Origin of the sequence: Glycomyces sp. NPDC046736 (assembly GCF_040645615.1) — a bacterium.
In the GTDB taxonomy this organism is placed as follows: Bacteria; Actinomycetota; Actinomycetes; order Mycobacteriales; family Micromonosporaceae; genus Glycomyces.
In genome coordinates, this window is sequence record NZ_JBEYYO010000004.1 from 242,844 (window position 1) to 265,134 (window position 22,291).

26 protein-coding genes are annotated in these 22,291 nt (G+C 66.9%); 21 read left to right on the plus strand and 5 right to left on the minus strand.

The window, feature by feature from the left end:
• The first annotated feature begins 21 nt into the window (after window positions 1–21).
• From AB0B28_RS06645 to AB0B28_RS06685, 9 genes are all read left to right on the plus strand, one after another.
• Window positions 22–687 (plus strand): SAF domain-containing protein, encoded by a 666-nt coding sequence (locus AB0B28_RS06645; protein WP_360117590.1) that lies wholly within the window; start codon window positions 22–24, stop codon window positions 685–687.
• The gene (locus AB0B28_RS06650) at window positions 687–1,460 is read left to right on the plus strand and encodes a hypothetical protein (RefSeq protein WP_360117593.1); all 774 of its coding nucleotides are present in this window, start codon (window positions 687–689) and stop codon (window positions 1,458–1,460) included. The genes AB0B28_RS06645 and AB0B28_RS06650 overlap by 1 nt, the downstream gene beginning before the upstream one ends.
• A gap of 5 nt (window positions 1,461–1,465) precedes the next feature.
• Window positions 1,466–2,758: an ATPase, T2SS/T4P/T4SS family gene (locus AB0B28_RS06655; RefSeq protein WP_360117596.1), complete on the plus strand. Its 1,293-nt coding sequence runs from the start codon at window positions 1,466–1,468 to the stop codon at window positions 2,756–2,758.
• Window positions 2,755–3,630 (plus strand): type II secretion system F family protein, encoded by an 876-nt coding sequence (locus tag AB0B28_RS06660; RefSeq protein ID WP_360117599.1) that lies wholly within the window; start codon window positions 2,755–2,757, stop codon window positions 3,628–3,630. The genes AB0B28_RS06655 and AB0B28_RS06660 overlap by 4 nt, the downstream gene beginning before the upstream one ends.
• Window positions 3,627–4,466 carry a secretion system protein gene (locus AB0B28_RS06665; RefSeq protein ID WP_360117602.1) on the plus strand — a complete coding sequence of 280 codons (840 nt, stop codon included), beginning with the start codon at window positions 3,627–3,629 and terminating at the stop codon, window positions 4,464–4,466. Before AB0B28_RS06660 ends, AB0B28_RS06665 begins: the two co-directional genes overlap by 4 nt.
• A 236-nt stretch (window positions 4,467–4,702) precedes the next feature.
• Entirely contained in the window at window positions 4,703–5,116 is a 414-nt protein-coding gene (locus AB0B28_RS06670; RefSeq protein WP_360117605.1) for a TadE/TadG family type IV pilus assembly protein, read from the plus strand.
• Window position 5,117: 1 nt separating this feature from the next.
• The gene (locus tag AB0B28_RS06675; RefSeq protein ID WP_360117608.1) at window positions 5,118–5,570 is read left to right on the plus strand and encodes a TadE/TadG family type IV pilus assembly protein; all 453 of its coding nucleotides are present in this window, start codon (window positions 5,118–5,120) and stop codon (window positions 5,568–5,570) included.
• Entirely contained in the window at window positions 5,567–6,064 is a 498-nt protein-coding gene (locus AB0B28_RS06680; RefSeq protein WP_360117611.1) for a hypothetical protein, read from the plus strand. The genes AB0B28_RS06675 and AB0B28_RS06680 overlap by 4 nt, the downstream gene beginning before the upstream one ends.
• Window positions 6,061–8,685: a BTAD domain-containing putative transcriptional regulator gene (locus AB0B28_RS06685; protein ID WP_360117614.1), complete on the plus strand. Its 2,625-nt coding sequence runs from the start codon at window positions 6,061–6,063 to the stop codon at window positions 8,683–8,685. The genes AB0B28_RS06680 and AB0B28_RS06685 overlap by 4 nt, the downstream gene beginning before the upstream one ends.
• A gap of 22 nt (window positions 8,686–8,707) precedes the next feature.
• Here the strand turns inward: AB0B28_RS06685 and AB0B28_RS06690 are convergent, their stop codons facing one another.
• Entirely contained in the window at window positions 8,708–9,298 is a 591-nt protein-coding gene (locus AB0B28_RS06690) for a hypothetical protein (protein ID WP_360117617.1), read from the minus strand.
• Between the two features lie 292 nt (window positions 9,299–9,590).
• Window positions 9,591–9,725: a hypothetical protein gene (locus AB0B28_RS06695; protein WP_360117620.1), complete on the minus strand. Its 135-nt coding sequence runs from the start codon at window positions 9,723–9,725 to the stop codon at window positions 9,591–9,593.
• Between the two features lie 235 nt (window positions 9,726–9,960).
• On the opposite strand from AB0B28_RS06695, the gene AB0B28_RS06700 reads away from it, so the two are divergent.
• The 4 genes from AB0B28_RS06700 (at window position 9,961) to AB0B28_RS06715 (ending at window position 13,614) form a co-directional block, all read left to right on the plus strand.
• A complete protein-coding gene (locus tag AB0B28_RS06700) occupies window positions 9,961–10,548 on the plus strand; it encodes a hypothetical protein (protein WP_360117623.1) in 588 nt (195 codons plus the stop codon).
• Complete coding sequence (locus tag AB0B28_RS06705) at window positions 10,541–11,404, plus strand: DNA methyltransferase (RefSeq protein ID WP_360117626.1); 864 nt, start codon at window positions 10,541–10,543, stop codon at window positions 11,402–11,404. Before AB0B28_RS06700 ends, AB0B28_RS06705 begins: the two co-directional genes overlap by 8 nt.
• A gap of 126 nt (window positions 11,405–11,530) precedes the next feature.
• Entirely contained in the window at window positions 11,531–11,728 is a 198-nt protein-coding gene (locus AB0B28_RS06710; RefSeq protein ID WP_360117629.1) for a hypothetical protein, read from the plus strand.
• Between the two features lie 53 nt (window positions 11,729–11,781).
• On the plus strand, window positions 11,782–13,614 hold the full coding sequence (locus AB0B28_RS06715; protein WP_360117632.1) for a recombinase family protein: 1,833 nt from the start codon (window positions 11,782–11,784) through the stop codon (window positions 13,612–13,614).
• A gap of 290 nt (window positions 13,615–13,904) precedes the next feature.
• On the opposite strand, the gene AB0B28_RS06720 is transcribed toward AB0B28_RS06715, so the two are convergent.
• Window positions 13,905–14,147 (minus strand): GntR family transcriptional regulator, encoded by a 243-nt coding sequence (locus AB0B28_RS06720; protein ID WP_360117635.1) that lies wholly within the window; start codon window positions 14,145–14,147, stop codon window positions 13,905–13,907.
• A gap of 163 nt (window positions 14,148–14,310) precedes the next feature.
• Here AB0B28_RS06720 and AB0B28_RS06725 point away from each other — a divergent pair, with 163 nt between their 5' ends.
• Window positions 14,311–14,646, plus strand: a complete 336-nt coding sequence (locus tag AB0B28_RS06725; protein ID WP_360117638.1) for a hypothetical protein — start codon at window positions 14,311–14,313, stop codon at window positions 14,644–14,646.
• Window positions 14,647–14,771: 125 nt separating this feature from the next.
• Window positions 14,772–15,539 carry a hypothetical protein gene (locus tag AB0B28_RS06730; protein ID WP_360117641.1) on the plus strand — a complete coding sequence of 256 codons (768 nt, stop codon included), beginning with the start codon at window positions 14,772–14,774 and terminating at the stop codon, window positions 15,537–15,539.
• Between the two features lie 322 nt (window positions 15,540–15,861).
• Here the strand turns inward: AB0B28_RS06730 and AB0B28_RS06735 are convergent, their stop codons facing one another.
• Both AB0B28_RS06735 and AB0B28_RS06740 read right to left on the minus strand, forming a co-directional pair.
• On the minus strand, window positions 15,862–16,362 hold the full coding sequence (locus tag AB0B28_RS06735; protein WP_360117644.1) for an HAD-IA family hydrolase: 501 nt from the start codon (window positions 16,360–16,362) through the stop codon (window positions 15,862–15,864).
• Window positions 16,363–16,514: 152 nt separating this feature from the next.
• Window positions 16,515–17,396, minus strand: coding sequence for a winged helix-turn-helix domain-containing protein (locus AB0B28_RS06740; protein WP_360117647.1), 882 nt, complete (start codon window positions 17,394–17,396; stop codon window positions 16,515–16,517).
• A gap of 170 nt (window positions 17,397–17,566) precedes the next feature.
• Here AB0B28_RS06740 and AB0B28_RS06745 point away from each other — a divergent pair, with 170 nt between their 5' ends.
• The 6 genes from AB0B28_RS06745 to AB0B28_RS06770 all read left to right on the plus strand — a co-directional run bounded on the left by AB0B28_RS06745 (window position 17,567) and on the right by AB0B28_RS06770 (window position 22,242).
• Window positions 17,567–17,743, plus strand: a complete 177-nt coding sequence (locus AB0B28_RS06745; RefSeq protein ID WP_360117650.1) for a hypothetical protein — start codon at window positions 17,567–17,569, stop codon at window positions 17,741–17,743.
• 112 nt (window positions 17,744–17,855) lie between these two features.
• Window positions 17,856–18,083, plus strand: a complete 228-nt coding sequence (locus AB0B28_RS06750; protein WP_360117653.1) for a hypothetical protein — start codon at window positions 17,856–17,858, stop codon at window positions 18,081–18,083.
• Window positions 18,084–18,092: 9 nt separating this feature from the next.
• Complete coding sequence (locus AB0B28_RS06755; protein ID WP_360117656.1) at window positions 18,093–19,205, plus strand: hypothetical protein; 1,113 nt, start codon at window positions 18,093–18,095, stop codon at window positions 19,203–19,205.
• 95 nt (window positions 19,206–19,300) lie between these two features.
• Complete coding sequence (locus tag AB0B28_RS06760; protein ID WP_360117659.1) at window positions 19,301–21,421, plus strand: cell division protein FtsK; 2,121 nt, start codon at window positions 19,301–19,303, stop codon at window positions 21,419–21,421.
• A gap of 122 nt (window positions 21,422–21,543) precedes the next feature.
• Complete coding sequence (locus AB0B28_RS06765) at window positions 21,544–21,765, plus strand: hypothetical protein (protein ID WP_360117662.1); 222 nt, start codon at window positions 21,544–21,546, stop codon at window positions 21,763–21,765.
• A gap of 39 nt (window positions 21,766–21,804) precedes the next feature.
• Complete coding sequence (locus AB0B28_RS06770) at window positions 21,805–22,242, plus strand: hypothetical protein (RefSeq protein ID WP_360117665.1); 438 nt, start codon at window positions 21,805–21,807, stop codon at window positions 22,240–22,242.
• Window positions 22,243–22,291 lie beyond the last annotated feature (49 nt).

Below are 22,291 nucleotides of genomic sequence, written 5' to 3' on the forward strand. Positions count from 1 at the left end.
CGAACGGGGGCAGAGAACGTCATGGACGATGAGTCGGCAGATCAACAGCAACCCGCGCGGCAGCGACGAAGGCTTTCACGGCGCGCGCTCGTGCTCAGCGTGAGCATGCTGACTGCGCTCGCCAGCGCCACGCTCTTCGCCCTTCTGGCGTTTTCGACCGAGGAAGAGCAGGTGCAAGTGCTGGTGGCGGCGGCCCCGCTGATGGCGGGGCAGGTCGTCGAAGGCGGGGATCTGGCCGAGGCCGAGATTGACGCCGGTGCGGCCGAGGCGCTTGGGGGGATGCGCGCTGATCAGGCAGGAGTGGTGGTCGGGCAGACGGTCGCGATCCCGTTGGCGGCCGGGGCCTTGATTACCGCCGATGTGGTGGGGCAGACGCGGATGCCGTCATTGGGAATGGTGGAGACGACGTTGCTGGCCGTCGATGGGCGGTGGCCGGAGACGCTGCAACCGGGCCAGTCGATCGCGGTAATGGCGACCGGAGCGGACGGCGTGATCTGGAAAGCCGGAGCAGTCGTCCAGCGTCTTACGGTGCCGGAGACGGGCGGGGCGCTCATCACCGTGACGATGGCTGAAGCTGATGCCACTGGCCTGGTCGGTGTGGAGTCAACGTCGCTGCTCGTGGTGATCACGCCGCCGGCGGTCTCTGGCGAGGAGACCACATCACCGGCCGAAGGCGGTGAGGACTGATGGGCCTCATCGCAGTCGGATCGCTCAAGGGCAGGCCCGGTGTCACCACGGCTGCGCTGGCGCTGGCGGTGAGCTGGCCGACCGAGCCGTTGCCGATCGTGGTCGAGTGCGACCCCTCTGGAGGAGATATCGCTGCTCGCTGGCGGTTGCGTTCTCGCCCTGGGCTGACCGATGTTGCCGCTGCCGCCGCCGAGTTCGGTTCTGGAGACCCAGCAACGGTCGAGGAAGGCGTTCAAACAGTTACAGCCTGCGGCACCGAGCTGCGGGTGGTGTGCGCGGTGCCCGGTGGTGCCGGGGTTCGATCGGCACTGCCGCTGATCGCCGCGCCGGGCGCGAAGGTCTTGGATCGTCCGGGGATGTGGACGATCGCCGATTTGGGACGCCTGGACTGGGGTTCGGCAGCCTGGCCGATTGCCGCTGCGGCCGATGCCATGCTGCTGGTCGTTGAAGGCTCCCTGGCCGGGGTCGCGCACCTGCGTTCGCGCGCTGGTGATCTGCGCCAGGCCGAGGCCCTGGGTGCGCGCTTTACGGTCGCGGTCGCCCCGGGCGAATATGCGGCCGATGAAGTCGCTGATCTCCTGCTTGCCGCCGATGTCACCGTACGGGTCCTCGGAATCTTGGGGTCGGCGAAGCCGATCGGCCCCGATCCTTTGACGTGGCGGCGTCGCCACGCGCTCAAGCCGTGGCGTGCCCTGGCCGAAGCGCTGTACGAGGTCGCCGAGACGCCGGAGCGGCTCGCGCTCACCGGCACCACGATGGAAGCGGAGCGGTGAAGGTCATGACCGGCACGATCGAAGGCGAGATACTCGACAGCGGCGAGAGCACCACGCTGGTCGCCGAACTGTTCGCACTGGCGAACATCCATCTGGCCCAGACCAAAGACCTGGATGAGGTGCGTCGGGCAGAGGCGATCGGTGCAGCGGTTGCGGCGGCGATGCGAGAGATGAACGAGGCCCGCATGCGCACTCGGGACAAACATCCGATCACCGGCACGGCGCAAGCGAGGCTGCGCAAGGAGGTGGAGGCACGGCTCGGACGCCTCGGTGCGCTGGCGACGCACCTGGCCGACGACACGATCGAAGACCTCGTCGCCAACGGCTCTGACAACGTCTGGATTACCAGGGCCGGGACTCGGCCTGACCGGGCTGCGCCGATCGCGGCTTCCGACGAAGCGCTCATCGCCCTGGTGCGCTCGCTCGCCTCGGCGGCCGGACGCCGCTTCGACCACGCCTCGCCCGAGCTGAGCCTGGAGCTGCCCGACGGTTCCCGGTTGCACGCGATCATGGATGTAGCGGACCGGCCGGCGGTCTCGATCCGCCGACACCGCATCGCCAGCGCCGACCTCACCGATCTCGCCGCCAACGGCATGGTCAGCGCTGAGATCGCCGACTTCCTCAACGCGATCGTCCTGGCCCGGTGCAATGCGATCGTGGCCGGACCCTTCGCCTCAGGCAAGACCACTTTGTTGTCGGCTCTGGCCGGGCTCGTCCCCGTCTGGGAGCGGATTGTGACCATCGAGGACGCCCGTGAACTCGGACTGCACAAGGATGATCGGCACGGCAATGTCGTCTCCCTGCAGACGAGGGACGCGAACATCGAAGGGCAGGGCGCGGTCACGGCTGCCGACCTGTTTCGCGCCAGCTTGCGGATGACACCAGACCGGGTGATCGTCGGGGAAGTGCGCGGCGCGGAGGCGTCGGTGATGTTGGAGGCGATGTCCAACGGCAAAGACGGCTCCTTGAGCACCATTCACACCTCTTCCAGTGCTGGCGTGGTCGCCAAGCTCAAGTCCTATGCCCGTGCTGCGGGCGACGATCCTGAGACCACTGCCGAGCGGATCGCGATCGCCCTGGACTTCATCATCCAGCTCCGCCACACCCCCAAGCACGGCCGTTACGTCGCCTCGATCCGCGAGATCCGCGCCGCAGACGGAACCATGGTCGCCACAAACGAACTGTGGACGCCCGTGCCTGGGGGCGCGCAGCTTGGAGCGCCGATCAGCGACGAGCGCGCCGAGCGCCTCGTCGAAGCCGGGTGGATCCGCCCGCGTCCGGGAAGGCGGACGCTATGAGCACGCCTATCGCCGTCGCACTGGGTGCGGTCTTCGGACTGGCGCTCGTCGGCCTCGTGTGGGCGGTCACTGGGCGCGTGCGCCCAGTCGATGCGGGCGCGACAGGCGTACCCGGAGCTGGGGCCGGAGCGAAGCCCCGCCACCGCCTTCCGGTCGCCCGTATGGCCGCGTCCGGGGCCGCCGTCGCCGCCGCGTGGGTCGCGACCGGATGGCCGGTCGCCGCCGCCGGGGCCGGGGCCCTGATCTGGTTCGGCCCCGTCTTGTTCGGCGGCGAGGCCGCCTACCGGGCCGAACTGGTCAAGATCGACGCGATCGCCTCCTGGGTGGAAGGCCTGCGCGACAACCTCGCTGCCGCAGCCGGTCTGGAGCAGACGATCACGTCTTCGGCCCGCTTCGCTCCGCCCGCGCTCGACGACGACATCACTCTCCTGGTCGCCGATCTTCACGCCGGGACGGGCCTGGAGTCTGCGCTCCGAGCGTTCGCCGCCCGGGTCGATGACGAGACCTGCGACCTGACCGTGATGGCGCTGTGCGAAGCCGCACAGCGCGCTGGGAACCTCGCCGAAGTCCTCGACGACCTCGCCACCGCCGCACGCGAAGAGGCCGCGATGCGGATGCGCATCCACACCTCCCGAGCCCGCATCCGCACCTCCGTTCGCGTCATCACCGGTATCACGGTCGCCATGGCGGTCGGGCTCGTCGCCTTCGGCGGCGACTTCCTCGCCCCGTACGACACCCCCACGGGCCAAGTGGTGATGGCAGTCGCGTTCGGCTGCACCGGACTCGGTCTCGTCTGGCTCCACCAACTCGCTGCGGAGGAGCAAGCACAGTCCTTCCTCCGTCAAGACGTCGAGACGGAGGCCTCATCATGACGCTGCCGCTCGCCATCGCACTCGGTGCCGTCTTCGGTCTCAGCCTCACCGGCATCTGGGCCGCACTGCGCCCGACTCGCCCCGCGCTCGCCGTCGCTCTCGAACATCTCGAGAGCGCCGAAGCACTCGCGCCTGCTGGCCTATCGGTCACGGCAGCGCGATTTGGGGTGCCCTCGGCGCGTGTCCGCACCGACCTGGTCGTCATCAGCGTCACTGAGTCCACCTACCTGCGCCGCCTCGCGATCGTGGTGATCGCCCCGTTCGGGTTGGCCGCGGTGCTCATCGCGCTCGGGGTCTCGCCGGTGCTGACCCTGATCGGCGCAGGCGGCTCCGCGTTCCTCGCAGGGAGCCTCGTGGGCGCGGCGATCCGGTCAGCGGCGAACGACCAACGCCGCCGCTACCTGCGGGCCCTCGCAACCTACCTGCACTTGTGCGCGTTGAACCTCACTGGCGGGGCCGGCGTCGAATCCGCGCTTCACTCTGCCGCCGCCGCCGGACGAGGCCGGGAGTTCGCGGCCATCCGCACCGCCCTCGACCGCGCCGTTATCTTGCACCAGACCCCCTGGGAAGCGCTCGGCGCACTTGGCAGGCGCATCGGCGTCCCCGCCTACCAGCAGCTAGCTGCGACCACCGGTCTCGCCGGGACCGAAGGGGCGCGCATCCGCAAAAGCCTGACCGACCGCTCCAGAGCCCTGCGCACCGCCCGCAAGGCCGACGACGAAGCCCTGCAAAACACCCGAACCGAGCAGATGAGTCTACCTTCGGTTTTGACCGCGCTCGGCTTCATCATCCTCATCGTCTACGCCGCCATCGCCAACGTTCTCGGTGGCCTATAGCGACGCAACAGTTCTGAAACGGGGGTTTCGACATGAATACACATTGGACATTCGCGCTGCTGCAAGTGCGCGCCTGGATCGCGGAGATCCGATCGGCACCGGCACGCGGGGGCATGCCCGACGAGGTCGGCTACACCGCGGCCATGGTTGTCGGCGCGCTTGCCGCCGCGGCCATCATCACCGGTGCCGTCCTCGCCGCCGCCGGGGCTATCTCGTTTTGAGCTGGCGGTGCCGCAATGGAGACCACACCGCTGTGGGAACGACACCGTCATCGCCGTGATCGCGGCTCGGCCACCATCCAGGGCGTCATCGCCGCCTCGGTGATGATGCTGCTGGTCTTGGCCGTCATACAGATGAGCATCTGGGCGCACGCCCATCACGTTGCCGCCGCAGCCGCTCAGACCGCTCTGGCGACCGGCCGCGCCGAGGACGGCTCCGCAGCAGCCGCTTCCGGCGAAGGCGCCGCATCGCTGGGCCGCAACGCCGGAGGCTCACTCACCATCGCCGCCGTCAGCGTCGACCAAGGTGCGGAGACGGTCACCGTCACCGTCACCGGCGAGGCCCCTTCCTTGATTCCCGGCCTCGAATGGCCCGTCGAAGCCACCGCGACCGGACCGCGCGAACGTTTCGTCCCCGCAGGAGGTGAGTGACATGATCGCCTATGATCCGCACTTGCTACGACCGGGCATCGCCGCTGGCCTGGGCCAGCGCGGACTGCCGCGCCAAGCGGGGTCGGCCATGCTCCAAGCCGTCATCATGACCCCGGTCCTGGTGTTGGTGATGATGCTCGCGTTCGGCGGCGGCAAACTCGCTCTGGCCCAGATCGACATCGACGGTGCCGCGCATGCCGCCGCTCGCGCCGCGACCATCGAGCGGAGCATGGGCGAGGCTGCGGCTGCCGCCCAGGCGGCAGCGGCCGTGGGCACCGCCGCCCACTGTTCAGGGGTCTCGATCGGTATCAGCGGCGACCTCACCCCCGGCGGAGTCATCACCGCCACGCTCACCTGCACCGTCACCGGAACCGGAATCGGGGCCCTGGACGGGCGCACCCTCACGGCCGAAGCGTCCTCGCCTGTAGACCAATGGCGAGGTGAAGCGCCGTGACGAGCGTGTATCTGCACTATGAACGAGTCCCCTACCTGTGGCACGGCAAGCAGCGCCGTGATCAGGGGTTCGCGACGCCGTTCGCGATGGCCTTGCTCATAGCGCTCATCGCCGCCGTGGGGCTGTCAATCGACGGCGGCGGCGCGGCAGCGGCGAAAGCTCGCGTCGCCACCGCGGCGGCCGAGTCCGCTCGGGCCGGAGCGGATGCGATCGACATCGTCTACTTCCGCCAGTCCGGAATCGTCCGCCTCGACCCGCCCGAGGCCGAAGCCGCCGCCAGCGCCTGGCTCGCCGCCACCGGCATGGACGGCACCGTATCCGCTACCCAGGCTGAGGTCACGGTCACCGCCGAGACGACCTATGACACCCAGATCCTCTCGGCCGTCGGGTTCGGCGCCTTCACCGTCACAGCGACATCCACTGCCGAGCCGGACCAAGGCGATACACCTGCCGCGCTTGACGACCCGGCCGTGCAGGGAGGGCACGGGCCATGACCAGAATCATCACCGATAGGCATCGCAGCGACCTGAACACGCCAGTGCGGTTGCCGTCGCTGGCCGCCCGCATGGTGGCAGGGATCATCGCCGGCCTCGGGCTATGTGCACTGCTTGTCGGCGTCCCGTTCCTGTTCCTAGCTGCATTCGGATGGCCGCCGCCTCTCCCCAGCGAGTCGGCTTGGACGTACCCGCACCTGTTCGCCACCGAGTTCCTCATCAGCGCCCTCGCCCTAGCCGCATGGAGCACCTGGGCGTGGCTGGCCGTCATCATGCTGCGCGAAGCCGTGCACGCCCTGCGCTGGGGCATCAACCCTGATCATCTGCGCGACGCAGCCAGCCCAGTGCGGTGGCTCGCCGGAGCCCTCATCGGGGCCGTCGCCGCCCTCTGGCCCGCAACATCCCATGCGGCGACCGCGCCAGCGGAGTCACCGGTCAGTCTCGAACTCGATGACTCCGACCTGGTCGCGGACAACCGCACCCGGCCCGTCGTCTGGCGCACCGACGCCACCACAGCCACACTGAACGCCGACACCGCCCAAGCCGTCGCATCCGAACCCAGGATTGACCCGGCGACGGGCCTGCGCGTGGTGACGGTCGGGCCTGAGAACCCAACGCTGTGGGATATTGCCGCGAAGTACCTCGGCGACGGTAGCCGCTACATGGAGATCTTCGACCTCAACCAGGGCCGCGACCTCGGCGGCGGCGATCGGCTTACCCAGCCGTGGGTCGTCCTTGACGGGTGGGAACTGCTCATCCCCGACACCGAAGCCGCGCTGCCAATCGACCAAGCGACCGGCCTGCGCGTGGTGACCGTAGGACCGCAGAACCCGACGTTGTGGGATATAGCAGAGAAATACCTCGGCGACCCGATGCGATACATGGAGATCTTCGAGCTGAACAAGGACCGCGACTTCCCCGGCGGCCCCTTCGACGATCCCGACGAGGTTCAAGACGGCTGGCAGCTCCTCATCCCCAACGTCAACGCCAAGGAAGACTCCGCAGAGGATGCCACGCCGCCCGCCGCCCCGGATGGCGAAGGCGAGATCGTTGCACCGCCGACGATCGACCCCGTCGAGCCTGACGAAGACGACATCGAAGAGAGCGAGGACGGGACGACCTCGCCACCGCCATCGACCGATCCACAACGAGCTGAGTCGGAATCGTCGGCCGAGCCGGGACAATCGCTCACCACAGCGGTGCCGTTCGGGGTGTGGCTGGCAGCAGGGACCTGCCTCGCTGCAGGGGTCGTGGTCGCCATCGCGCACCGCCTTCGCTCCCCGCGCGAGCGCATATCCGACTCGGAGACGGACGAGGTGATGACCGGCCGTCTCTCCGATCTCGAAGCGATCATCGAATCCGAAGCCCGCAAACTCGCGCAACCGCTCGCCGAACCGGACGATGAACCGATCCTCGCGCCACCGGTGATCGGCGTCAGCACCGACCGAATGCCAATTACTCTGAGCGATCTCGCCGCTGAAGGAGTGGGCTTGCGCGGGCCTGGGCAGCGCGGAGCAGCACGGGCCGCGATCCTCACCGCCACCATCGCAGGCGCCCACGTTCTGGTCACCGAGGCCGCCGATCTTCGCCTTGAACTCGGGACGGGCGCAGCCTCGGCCCAACTCCACTTCATACTCGGCATCGCCGACGCGCTACACACCCGTACCGCAGACACCGACCTCGTAATGGTGTGTGCCGACACGGATCTGGACGAAACCACTCAGCCGCTGCTTGAGCAATTCCTCACTGCTGACGGCGCGAGCGCATTCATCCTGGGTGACTGGATTCCTTCCAGTCTCGTTCTCACCGCCGACGGCACCGTCCGCACCGCCCACGGCCGCGCCGCCGATGCCGAGTTCCGCAGCCTTCACATCGCCGACCTTGACACCACCGCTACCGTCCTCGCCGGCCTCACCACCGCAAAGACCGACACCGAGGTGAAGGCCGCCACCGCACCCACCATCGAAACTAGCGGCACGGTGCGCACCGACGAGGAGCCGAACACGCCACCTAACCAGGAAAAACCAGAACCGACATTGCGGCTGTGCTTGTTCGGTCAACCCGACGCCTACCTCAACGACCACCCCATCCCACTCAAGAAGGGGCGCAGATCCCGCGCGTTCCTGACCGTCCTCGCCTGCGCCGAAGGCCCCGTCACCCGCGACGAACTCCTCGAAGGCGTCGTCGGCGACATGGTCGAAATCGACCGCGCCAAGAACAACTTCTCCGCCGTCGCCATCGACACCCGCCGTGCCCTGCGCGATGCCACCGGCGACCCCAGCGCCGAGTTCTACACCTACGACAGACTCACCGAAACCTACGAACTCGAACGCCACCGCTTCGCCATCGACCTCGACGAGTTCAACGACGCCGAACAAGCCGCCGCACTCACCACCGACCCGACCAAGACCGCCGGGCACCTGGAGGCAGCGATTGCGCTCTACAGCGGCGACCTCGCCCCCGAAGTCGATACCGACACCGTGGAACGCCAACGGCAGCTCTACCGAGACAAGGCCTTGCGCATTCTGGAGCGCCTCGTCGAGCACTATTCAAACGTTGGCGACACTGCCCGAGCTGAAGACTGCCGTGCGCGAGCAAGCCGGATAACCGGTCATCGGTGAGGGCATGAGGCGGCAACGCACCTCATGAACGAAACGCTCGCCAGGCGGCGGCAAAGCGAGCCGACACGCTCCGCGTACCTTCTACTCTGGTTACGGGAACAGCAGGAGACTCGGCACCGATTTTTCTTGTCGCGACTTCGTAGGCGTGAGTGATTCGGTCCCAACGGTCCGCCATCGCGCCCTTGATCCCGATGCCTATCCCGATACCAGCGATGGCGCCTATGAAAAGGAACAAGGTGCCACCAAATGGCGGGGCAGGCCAGGATTGGATGAACCCGGTCGCCGTCAACGCAAACAACCAGCCGAATGCGGCGATCATGCCCTCACCGATGTGGCGGAAGTTGACGGCCCGCCGTGCTGCCGCTTCGGAGTACAGGCCAGCGGCTTCTGCCGTCAGCACGGGAGGCTCAGCCAGGGGGTTCGGCCATTGCTGCGCACGAAGCTTTGGATTCCACGGAGTTGCGGCAGCCGGGTCAGGTAGCTCAACGGTGGCCGGATCAATGATGGCCTCGTGCCGAAGAACACGATGCCGCTGCTCGTTCATCACCATGGCAATGACGAAGAAAACCGTCACTGCCGTTAGTCCCAGTACCGCGGCAATCCAGACCGTCATCGATCTCGCTCCCCTTGGAGATCCCGATGCAAGCGCAGTGGATAGCGAAGACGCGCGGGCTTGACTATCAGCGCCCACATCGCCGCGACGAATCCCAGCATGCTGCAGGCTGAAACAGCGAGAGTATCCGAATGCCAGGGACCAGACACGACGCGGACCACCGCCATCGCAGCGGCCGTTCCCGTCCCAAGCGCCGCGATACCGAACAACAGAGCTCGTACTCGAGACACCGCGGCTGAACGTTCAAACTGAGGCCCCTCGGGACCGCACAGTTCCTTACGCAACTTCGAAATCAAGATTCACATCCTCCGCAGGCCGGGCCGTCGATGGTGAGGTCTTCGACGGCAGTGACGCCGAGGTTTCGACCTGCCAGCAAGATCGGACACAGCTGTTGCGGCACTTCAGGAATCGTGTCCAGTTTCTCCATTCGAGTTAGGGTACTGGCTCCGGCCGACATTCAGGGACCTCAAGTCCGCCACGGGGCAGTTCGTCCCGTTCAGTCGCAGCGGGGTGGGGCCCACCCCGCAGCCGTTACCGCGCATCCGAACCCATCCCGGGTCTTTCTTCTTACGCCTGGATCATTCGGTGGCTGGTGAGACGCTCCCTTGCCCAACCGTCTGCAACAACCGCCGTTGGCGATCGCCCGATACGGCAGCCTAGACGTGCCACTGACCGTGTGGACCGTTGCCGATGCCGCCGACCTGGTCGACGGGCTCTTGGCCGAACTGGCCCCGACCGGACGCATCATCGCTGTGGATCTACCCGGATGGCAGGCCATCCCCGCCGCCGGACGCCGGGCCCACGTCTACACCCGCCGCAGGGGCACCGCCACCCGCACGTTTGCGGGTTTGACCGGCGTCGAACAGCGGTGCATCACCATCGAGACTGCCTGCGAGTCCACGCTCGCAGTCAAGCTCGGCGAGCACCGGACCGGCATGATCGCCGCTTCCGCATGGCTCTTGCGCTGCCCCGGGGCGCTGGAGGCTACCGTCGCCGCGCTCAAACCCGGTGGCGTCCTCGTCATCGTCGGCCACACCGAGCGGGACGCGATCGACATCGCCACGCTGACCGACACACACATACTGCCGCTGGATTTCACCGCCTACCTCGTCGCCACCACGCGGAACACGTTCGACGCCGCAGTCGCCATCCCGGCTGGGACCGAAGTCGACGCTGCCACGACACCGGCCTCACATTGGGGCGTCGGCGTCTGGCGTCAGACCGAGAAGGGTGGTGGTGCCCGTGGCTAAGCGCACCAACCGCCCCGTACCGAGCATCTGGGCGACCGGCCAGGTCAAACCGCACCGCCAGCGATCGGACTCTTATGTCGCGGGGAATGCGCATCCGGCGAAGATGTGGCCGCACATCGCCGCCACGGCGATCGCACGGTATTCCAAACCCGGGGAGACGGTGCTGGATCCGATGTGCGGGGTGGGAACCTCGCTGATCGAGGCGATCCAACTGGGCCGCAACGCCTACGGCGTCGATCTGGAGCCGGAGTGGGTGGCGATGGCTCGGGCGAACGTCGCTGCTGCACTCGCCGCGCACTCCGGGCCGCGTGGCGAGGTCGTGCAGGGGGACGCGGCGGATCTCGTGCCGCTGCTGGAGCGGGCGCGGCTGCGGGGCACGGTCGACTTGGTGCTCACCAGCCCGCCCTACGGGGCGGTCACGCACGGGCAGCCGGATACGTCGCGGATCACCGGGGGGAAGATCCGCAACCGCGCCCACCGCTACAGCGAAGGGAAGCCGCGGCCTGAGTCGCTGGCGACTTCGTCGGCTTCTCGTCTCCGGGAGGGTTTGGAGGCGGTGTTCTCCGGCTGCCTGCTCGCCTTGCGGCCGGGCGGTGTCGCGGTCGTGACCGCTCGGCCGTTCACCGACGCCGGGAAGCTCGTGGACTTCCCATCTTTCGTCGTCCGGGCCGGGGTCGCAGCGGGCTTCGATCTCGCCGAGCGCCGAGTCGCGCTCCTGTCACGCTGGGATGGGGTGAGGCTCTCTCCGAGCGTGACGTTCTTCCATTTGCACAACGTCCGTAGAGCCCGAGCGGCCGGGAGGAGTGTGTTCGCCAGGGCCCACGAGGACGTGCTCGTCTTTCGGAAGCCGCGATGACCGGTTTCCTTTTGGTGCCAAGCGTTGATGTCCGGCTTCGCCAACTGGTCGCGTTGGTGGCGACTGCGGCGTGCTTGGCGGGGCCGCGGAGTCTGCGTACCGTCCGATCGCCGGGGCGGCTTGTCCATGACAACTGAGGACGAGATCGCGGGCGGGAAGTGGCGGTTCGAGCACGATGACGGGGTCATCATCGACTTCGCGATCGTCACCGCGACTCCCGCCGAGGCCCGGCAGCTCGAACAGCATCAGGCGCAAGTGATCCGGGAGGTTTGTCAGTGGCTATCCCAGCAGCCATCAGTTCGTGGGGAGGACCCCAACGGGTAAAACGCGGTAATCCGGGCCTGTTCCGGCCCGAGCGACCCGGAGGGATCGTCCAATTGGCCTTCCTGGGCCGCACTTCGACCTATGACCAGCAGGACCCGACATTGTCGATCCCGCGACAGTTGCGGGCCTGTCAGCTCGTCCTGCCACAGGAGGCGCTGATCGTCGCCCACTTCTACGATGTCGAATCCGGTCGCAAGGACTTGGTCGACCGAGGCAAAGGCGGCGGGCACACACGGATGCAGATCCCCGTGCCGCGCGACGGGGGCGTGGACGACCTCCTCGAAGAAGCCCGCAGGCCCGACCGGCGCTTCGACGTGGTCATCTGCGAGGACATCGGTCGTGCGGGCAGGCGCGCTCACATCTCCACCGAGATCGAGCACCAGCTCGAAGAGGCCGGGGTGCAACTGATCGCCTCCGACGAACCCTTCCACCTCGGCGGGTCCGGTCGGCGGCCCAAGAGCTCCACTCAAGTGCTCACCCGGCGTATGAAGCAAGGTGTCGCGGAGTGGTACGTCATCGAGATGCTCGAGAAGGCGTGGGGCGGCTTCGAAATGCACACCGAGCAAGGCTACAACGTCGGCAAGCCCTGCTACGGCTACCGCGCCAAGCACCTGCCCCACCCCGTCCCCGCGAAACGCGACAAGGGCATCAAGAAGAGCATGCTCGAAGTCCACCCGGTCGAAGGGCCCGTCGTGCAACGGTCCTTCAACTGGCGCATCACCGAACGGCTCGGCTATCAAGCCATCGCCGACCGACTGAACGAAGACCCCGTGCTTAATCCACCACCAACCCCGGTCATCCCTTCACGTGCCGTCGGCTGCTGGACCTCCTCGAACGTCCGCGACATGATCACCAACCCCAAACACACCGGCCACATGGTCTGGAACCGCCGAGCACGGAAAGGCAAGGGCCGCAACCGTGCCAATCCGGTCGAGGAATGGGTGTGGTCACCCGAGCCAGTGCACGAACCGCTGGTGAGTCTCGAAGACTTCGTCCAAGCCCAGGAAGTCGCCAAGCGCACCAACCGATCACGCTCGCGAAAGAGTTCCCACCAAGCAGCGAAGAACGAGTATCCGCTGCGCAGCTTCGTGTTCCACGAGCAATGCGGGCGTCGCATGTTCGGCAACCAGCGCCGCGAAAGCCGCTACCATTCCTGCTCACCGAAACCCGACCAGCGGCCAGACGGTCACCCACATACCGTCCGCGTCCGCGAAGACGTCCTCCTGGACGGCATCAACACCTTCCTCGCCGCCTATGTTCTCGGCCCCTATCGGAAAGAGATCCTTCAGGGCAACCTCTCCAAACTCCATGAAGCAAAGATCGACGAACATGCCGGTCGCGCCAGCGCGCTGGAAAAAGCGCTGGCCGAAACCGAAGCGAAACTCTGGCGGCTCGGCAGCCACCTCGAATCAGCAGACGAACTCGATGAAGGTCTCCTACAGGTGATGAACCAACGAAGCGCAGACCTGCGTGCCCAGCAGCAACAGATCAAGAACCAATTGGCAGATCTCGCAGAGTCCGCATGTGAAGTGGCGAACCCGGACCTCATCGATGAACTACCCATCTCCAAGATCGATCTTCATCGAATGCCGGTAGAACTCGCCCGCCGCCTGTTCGAAGCGCTCCGACTCACCGTCACCTACGATCATGCAACCAGGAACGCCGTGTGCCAGATCACTTTGATTGGCGAGACCATCCGCGCCGTCCAGATGGCCATTGCCGACGTCATCGCCGAGATACCCGCTGACAAGAAAGACCCACACGGCGAAAGTGGCGGCGCAGGTCTGTGTGGTGCCCCCGGCAGGATTCGAACCTGCGACACCTGGTCCCGGAAGTCACTCCGCGCATCGCGCGTGCGCTGGTCGCGAGAGCAACAGGCGCACTGAGCTGCGACACAGCCAGTTCTGCCGTCCGTGGTCGTCCGTCACCCACCGCAGAGATTGGCCCCCCATTTGGCTCCCCCGGCCGCCTCCCACCCAGGTAATCCGCGCGCGGGTGGCCCCCCGATTGGCCCCCAGAATCACAGAGTGCCGCAGCGAACGAATTCCCGCGACACCTGCCCTGACCTGCGAAAACTCGACCCCCTGAGAGCGATTCTGCGGGCCGTTGAGCCCATGCCCCTGTCTCGGGTAGGGGCCGGTACGGCTCAGGAACCCTCAGGCGGTCGGTTTTCGGGCTATTCGGCGACGAACGTACCGCGTCCGGGCACGGTGACCAGGATTTCGGCGTCGATGAGGATGCGGAGCGCCTTGCGGGTGGTTTCGCGGGCGAGGCCGTAAGTCTGGACGAGTTGCGCTTCGGAGAGGATGCGGCGGCCTGGTGCCCAGTCGCCGCGTTCGATGCGGGCGCGCAGGATCTCGGCGAGCTGTTGATAGACCGGCGTCGCCGCGTCGTGGTCGATCTCTGCATCCGCGTCCATGCCCTGACCGTAGACGGGAATCGGTGCCCATCTACCAGTATCAACGTCTCTAGACGTCCATAGACAGGCATAGACATGATGGTTAGGATGAGGGAAAGCTGAACCCTGGCGGCCCTTGCACGGCCCCAGGGTGTGGCCTCACCTGAGCTGACAGGAGTGAGACATGCCCAGCCTATCGGGCACCGCCGAGCCGTGGGAAGCCCGCGAAGCCGAGCCGATGATCGGCGGCATCGTGCCCGACCGCATGAACTACGTCGCCGACTGGCGCACCGGCCTGACCACTACGGAGTTGTTCCTCGACCGCTCCCGTGGTGACGGGTACTTGGTCCTCCTCGATGGCCGCCGCCCCGAGGAACACATCGCGACCGTCTTCACCATTGCCGGACGGCTGCACGGGATCGTGTGGCGCGGCTCGGCCGACCACCGCGACGCGCCTTGGCGGGCAGGCCAATACGAGCAAGCCGCGCACACCATCGCCAAGGTGTACGAGGTTCAATAAGAGGCCAGTTGAATCAGGACCCTGCGTTCACGGAACCTGGAGCAATTTAAGCGGGAGTTCGGCACTGACTTCCGAAAGCTCCCTCCAGTACCTCATGTTCACGAGGGACCGAGTAAAATCCGTACATGGAAAACCCTGCATACGAGCTTCTTCAGCTTCTGGAGAAGTGGCAACCGAAGGACTCGACCAAGTCAATCGCAGCAGCACGAGGCGGAGGGTCCTCGGCGGAAGACATCACGTTCTGGGCGGAACACCGCAAGGCGGTCAGTTACCTCCTTGCCATCGAGCGTCAGCTCGACGAGATGGAGGCAGCAAAGGACGATGTAGACGCATATCGGCAATACGTACCGATGTGGTACCGCGCGGTTTTCGGGCCAAAGTACAACTGGTATAACGTCGACCCCGCCCAAAACTCCAACAAACGCCTCCCCGGCCCCGACGGTGGTCGAGAGCTCGCCACTGATGCGGCCGCGTTGCTTCGCTCGCTCGGTTCGCATATCCAGACATGGAGAGTCGCCGAGACTATTCCCTCCGGGGTCCTTCCCGACCTACTCAGCGCCGTAGACGAGGCCGAGGACCTAGTACGACTTGCTGATATCCCAGATCAAGAACGACAGTATGTACTTCGTTTGATTCGCCAGGTCCGTGAAGTCCTAGCTGATGTCGAGTTGTTTGGGCAAGCTGAAAACAGGCGTCTGGTGATCGAGCTGGGCGGCGCGATGACAATCGTTTATGGCTGCGTACCCGACAGAGAGAAGACGAAAGCCGGAAGCGTCATCGGTCGTATTCTTCGTGGCGGAATTGCTCGCGTGACAGGGAAAGCGCTCGACACCGCAGTGGTATCGGGCGTTCAGGAGCTAGGACCAGCAATTGGCGATGCGATCGGACTCTAGCTCGCCCCTTGCGCATTGCCGCCCTTTTGCGCGGAGGACCTTCAAAGATCACGGCCAGAGACACAACTGACAGAAGTGACAGAACCGCGTAGAGACCCGTTTCACCAGCGAAAACTTGCTCATCGAGCTCAGCGACAGAACCGCACCAGAAATGCACTGGCAAGTGACAGAACTCGGCCGACCTGAAGGTCGGCCGAGTTCTGTCATGCAATTGTCGGAGTTCTGTCCTGATCCTCACCGTGCGCGTTTTCGCAGTTCAGTGAAGCTTCCGCCGCGTTCTGTCACTTGTGGCAGTTGTGTCCAGGTCAGTGACTGCCGGTGATCAGAAGATATCCACCACAAGGTCGGCACCCGCGTCCTGGAGCCGTTCGGCCTTGCCTGGCTTGTTGGCGTAGCCGATCGTCATGACCTCGGCGGCCCTGCCAGCCTCGATGTCGGTGACCGAGTCGCCGACGAAGCAGGCTTGCGAGGGCTCGATACCCAGCGACTGGAGGGCCGCGTGAAGCAGGTGCGGGTCCGGCTTCATCCGTTCCGGCCGACCGAACGGGCGGCCGACCGTGGCGCTGATCGCGCCATCGAGCCCGTGGAGCTTGAGATACTTGGCGATCGGTCCCGCACTGTTGTTGCTGACGATCGCGACCATGAGCCCTGCCGCCCGTGCGGCGTCGATCAGGGCAGCGGCCCCGGGAGTCGGCTCGGCCGTCTCCACGGCCTCGGCCTCGGCGACGCCGAGCTGTGCGTCGACGGCTTCGACCTGATCGCCGGGCAGGCTCCCGGCCGCGACCCGAAGCACTTCCATCGGGTCGGTCTCGGGTGCGAGCATCTCGGCGAGACTCGGAGCGACGGCCCGAAGGGTCGACACGAGCTCACGCGCGATCTGAGACGCGGGATATCCGGCGAACACGCTGCACACGGGGCCGTCGAAGTCGAGCAGCAGGGCAGACTTCCCCGCCAAGGCGGCTTGCGGGTCGAGTCTCATCCGACCTCCCGAGGCGACGCCACGGTGTTCCACACCGAGTCGAACCAGGTGCGCGCGGACTCCACGAACATCTCGCCCTGCTCGGCGTCCTCGCCGGTGCTGGAGAAGTGGAACAGGCTGGCGTCCTTGCCCATCGGGTCGAAGACTTCGACACGGTCGCCGTTGACCGGCACCGAGTGTTGAACGATCGGGTAGAACCCGAAGAACACCTCGGAGTCGTTGAGGATGAACAGCTTGAAGACTGGGGCAATGCCGTGCATTCGGACCTCGACCGAGCCGGACTTGATGAGGCCGAGTTCTTCCAGCTCGTGTACGTCGTTCACGATCGACTCCAAGGCTCGATCCGTGATGCGCGCCATTCGCTCGGTTACGCGCACGGGGTCCTCAGCCGGATCGACGGGGACCGGCAGTGACATCGGCATCCGCATGTCGGACACCATGATGCGCAGCTTCACGTCCTGAGGTGTCAACTCCCCCAGGCGGATGCGGTCGAGCGGTTCGAGCATGACGCCCTTGAGCGTCTCCCCGGAGAACCCGGCGAAGTCGATCGACACATGGTCGTCCTGGAAGAGCGCTTCGACGTGCGGGCGCAGTTCCACGGTGCGGTGGGTCTTGACGCGGACACGAGGCAGTCGGCCCTGCTGGCTGACGACCAGTTTTTCTTTGTCGGTGAGGATCGCGATTGCACTCTTGACCGTCTCGCGCGCGACGCCGAAACGGTTCTGAAGTTTCTGGTTGGAGGGCAGGGTCTCTCCGGGAGCGAACTTGCCCGTGAGGATCGCCGCCTTGAGCCGATTGGCGATCTGGGTCGAGAAGCTGTCGGAGCTGTCCGGGTCGAGTTTCCCCAGGAAGTCGTACTCGTCTGTGTACTCAGCCATGCGACCAGATTAGCACCTGGCTAGCCAGGATAGAAATTTCTCATCCAAACGCTTGACATGACTAGCCAAGCTCCGTAGGGTCATTCTCAACCAACCTGGCTAGTCAGGTTGGTTCGCGGCATCAAATGATGCCCTCCCGTCCGCCAAGACACCGATTCAAGGAGCTCCACATGGCCAAGCAGACCCGCGAAGAGCGCCAGGCCGCGAACCGCGACTACGACAAGGCGCGCGACCGCCTGAACTCCTACAAGCCCAAGGGCGGCAAAGAAGACGCCGAGTACCTGCGCCGAAACAACGCGGTGATCAAGGCCGAGGAGAAGGTCTCGTTCTGGAAGAAGCTCTCCTAGTGGCGAAACCAGGCCTGTTCCCCCGGGGCAGGCCTGGTCCGGTTGAGGGTGGCTCCCTCCCCGCTGACGATGCCAAGCCATTCCCGTCCGCCAAGACATCAAGGGAGACATGATGACCACCGCACTCGCGACCCCCGACCGACCCGACTGGTTCGACGCGGAGCCGACGTTCGCTGACCTTGATGCGATCGAGATCGAGTGGCCCCGGATCGAGCGCGAACTCGCCGAACTGGAGCAGGCCCTCACCGGTCCGGCCCCGGAACGGTTCGTGGCCTTCGACATTGACCGTGCCCTCGGCGACACCGTCGCTCCCGGCTTCCCGACCTTCTCACTGTCTTAGGGGTGCGACGTGACGACCTTCATCGAGACGCACACCGAGGCCCCGGTTTACCCGGCCGCCGAGGCCGCCACCCCGGTCACGGACCGGATGACGGCCCAGCCGACCGTCGCTGATGCCTGGTGGCTCGTGCTGGGGGAGACCGCTTCCCACGCCGCGATCACGGCCGTGTTCTACGCCGTGTGCCTGGTCGCGGCCATCTTCGGTCAGTCCCTGGTCGGCATCGCCGTGTTGGGCCTCGCGCCCTGGTTCGCCATCACCCTCGCCGCCGCCCTGGAACTGGCGGGCGTGAAGTTCGCGTTCGACGCCGCCGTCGCCCGCGCCGCCGGGGAACACGCGGTCCTCCCGCAGGCACTCTCGTACGTCCTCGCCGCGATCGCCGTGGGCGTCAATATCTTCGGTCACCTGGTCATGGGTGACGTCTTCGGCGCGGCCGTGTTCGGCCTGTTCTCCGCTCTGGCGTTCATCGCCTTCACCATCCGTGCCGAGTTCCGCCGCCGCCAGGCCGACCGCGCCAACGGCAAGGCCGCCCACCCCACCCCCGCCTACGGTCTCGGACGCTGGGTACGCCACCACGCGGTCACCAAGCGCGCCAAGGCCCTCGCCGCCGCCGACCCCGCCTTGGGCCTGTACGGCTCCCTGGCCGCCGCCGCCGACGCCATCGCCGCCGAGGCCCGCCGGGTCGAGATCGCCGGGCTCCTGCGCCGCAAGGCCCTTGCCGACTTCGGCGGGGACAAGCTCCGTGCCTCCCTCTACGTCGCCCAATACGACCTCGACCGCATCGCCGCCGAACTGTGCGCAGCCGCCGACCACACCGCCGCCGTCACCGACATCGCCACCGACCTCCACAACGGACGCACCACCACGGCCGCTCCGGTCGCCGAGACGCCCACCCCAGTCCGCGCGTCCAAGCCGCGCCAGGCCCGTACCGGTACGGCCAAGGCCAAGCGCACCAATGCTGCCGACGACGCCGCCATGGTGGCCCGACTCCGGGCTCTCACAGCCGAGACCGGTACGGCCGTCTCCATCAACCGGGCCCGGACCGTCCTCGGCGTCGGCACCGGTCGAGCCAAGCGCCTCATCGCCCTCGCAACCGCTCCGGCCGACGTCCCGGCCGCCGACTGACTTTCCTCTCGGGTGCGGCGCGGCACTGCTGCTCGACCGCGTCGCACCCCTACCGCCGCTCACCACCGCTCTGAATCGCAAGGGAGCCAATGACTATGACCATCGAGAACTTTGACTGGCGGGCCGCCGAGGCCGAGCTGGGCGGGCGCAAGGCCGAGATCGAAACCATTGAACCGACCGAGGACGGCCGAGCCGAGCCGGGCCCGGTCCTGGTCGATGACGCCGAGGCGATCCGGTCGTGGCGGGCCCCGTCCGCTGTCAAGCGCGCGCCGATCCTCCCGGCGTGGGCGACCTCCCGCACCGGTCTGCTAAACGCGGCGACCCGGTACGGCCAGCTTGCGGCGTACAGATGCGCGTTCCATGCCGTCCGCCTTCCGGTCTACGGCGCGCGGCTGCTCGGTTGGGCACCGGTCGGTACGGCCCGCGCGGTCGGATCGGTCTGGCGCTGGGCCTCAGACGCCGAGGGCCGCCCCGCCCGCTCCGACGCGGTCGCCGGTCACGACTGGCAGGCATACCAGTCCCTCGCAAGACTGCGTGACAGGCGGGTGCGGTTCCGTGGCTTCGTGTGCGCCTGCACCGGCCTGGGACTGGTCGGCCTCGCCACGGTCGGAGCCCTCGCCGCCCCGCCGCTCGCATTGTGGGGCGCGGGAGCTGCCGCGCTCACCGGGCTCGGCCTCGCCGGGAAGCCCGCTGACAAGCCGCTCGCCACCCGCGCCGTGGTCAAGGTGAAGCTGCAACCGCTCACGTCCCCGATGGTCGAGCGCGCCTTGTCGCGCATCGGCATCGCGGCTCTGTCGTCGGGCAAGAGCGAGGACCGCCTGAACTGGCCCGCACCGATCCGTGAGGATGGGCCCGGGTGGCTCGCCGAGGTCGACCTGCCCGGCGGTGTGACCGCCGCCGAGGTGTGCGAGCGGCGCGACCGCCTCGCTGGGGCTCTGGGCCGCCCGCTGGGCTGCGTGTGGCCCGAGGGCAAGCCTGAAGTCCACCCCGGTCGCCTGGTCCTATGGGTTGGGCACGAAGACCTCGCCGCCGCCAAGCCGGTCGCGTGGCCGCTGGCGCGCAAGGGCACCGTGGACCTGTTCGACACCTTCCCGGTCGGCGTCGACCCTCGCGGCAGGGCGATCACCGCCGAGCTGATGTTCACCAACTGGCTTATCGGCTCGATCCCGGGCATGGGAAAGACATTCCTGATGAAGCTGCCGCTCCTGGCCGCCGGGCTCGATGAGCGCGCAGAGGTGTGGGCGTTCGAACTCAAGGGCACTGGTGACCTGGCGTTCACGGAGGCCTACGCGACCCGCTATGCCTCCGGCGCCGACGACGCCTCAGCCGCCGCCGCACTCAAGGCCCTGCGCGACCTGCGAGAGGAGTGCCTGCGCCGCGCCGAGGTCATCAAGAACCTCCCGCGTGACCTGGTGCCCGAGAACAAGGTCACGCCCGAACTCGCCGCTCGCAAGGACCTCGGCCTGCACCCGCTGGTCGTGGCATTCGACGAGGTCCAAGAGCTGTTCACGCACGCCGAGTACGGCAAGGAGGCGAAAGAGTTGGCCCCCAAGGTGATCAAGCTCGGCCGCGCGTTCGGCATCTCCTTGGTGCTGGCGACGCAGCGGCCCGACAAGGACTCACTGCCGACCGGCGTCACAGCCAACGTCGGCACCAGGGCGTGCCTCAAGGTCATGGGGCAGGTCGAGAACGACATGATCCTGGGCACCTCGGCGTACAAGAACGGCACGCGCGCAACGATGTTCACCAACCGTGACCTGGGCGTGTTTTACCTGGCCGGGGCCTCGCCCGAGCCGCAGATCGTCAAGGGCGGGTATGTCGACGGTCCCACCGCCGACCTCATCGCCGCCCGCGCTCGCGCGCTGCGCATCGCCCGCGGCACCCTGGCCGGGCACGCCACCGGAGACGTGACCGAAGCCGAAGGGCCCCAGCACAACCTGCTTGACGACCTCGCCGCGATCTGGCCCTCCGGGGAGGCGAACGTGTGGAACACGCCCCTGGTCGAACGTCTCGCGCAGCTGCGCCCGGCCATCTACGGCCACTGGGTCGACCTCGCCGATGAAGAGCAGACCGAGACCTTGACCGCCGCCGTCAAGCCTTACGGGCTCGCCTCCAAGGGCGTCTCGCGCCGCTCCGGATCGAAGCAGAGCAACCGGCGCGGCCTCAACCGCAGCGACCTCGATACGGCCCGCGAAGGCCGCCCAGGAGGCCGCTAGCGCTAGCGGCCCCTGCGCTACCGGTAGCAGGCCCGCTAGCGCATCACATGACACCTGACCTGGGTGCTAGTAGCTAGCACCCCCGGTCGACCTCACCCTAAAACCGCTCGAAAGGAGCCTCCGTGACCCTCACCGCCGCCGCTATCTCCGCCGTCGTCCTCACCGCCGGGATCTATGCCGCCCGCTTGTGGGCCGACCCGTTCGCCCGCTGCATCTGGTGCCGAGGCGACGGCATCCGAGGCGGCACCTACTGCCGCCGCTGCTCGGGCTCCGGCCGACGCGTCCGCCTCGGCCGCCGCATCGCCAACACCATCCGCGCCGAATACCGACGCGGCACCAAGTAACCACCGACGCGTCCGCCGCATCAACGAAGGGAACACACCATGACCGAACCCGCCAGCTACCGCCCCGACGCCGTGATCGTTGACATCGATGGCACGGTCGCCCTGCGAGGCAGCCGCGACCCCTACGACGAGGCCGCCGTTCTCCACGACGCCCCGAACCAGCCGATCATCCGGCTCGTCACCGTCCTGGCGATGACCGCCGGGCACCGGATCGTGTTCGTCTCCGGCCGCACCGAGGCATGTCGCGAGGACACCGAGTCGTGGCTGCGCCGCCACTTCCCTTTCCACTGGTCCGCCCTCCACATGCGGGCCGTCGGCGACAAGCGCCGCGACGCCGAGGTCAAGACCGAGATCTACCGCGAGCACATCGAAGACCGCTTCCACGTCCGCTGGGTCTTCGACGACCGCGACCAGACCGTGGCCGCCTGGCGCGCGCTCGGCCTCACCTGTCTCCAAGTCGCCTCCGGCAACTTCTAGCCGACCACTACGCCGGGGCTGCACCGTGCAGCCCCGGCCCTCCGAAGGG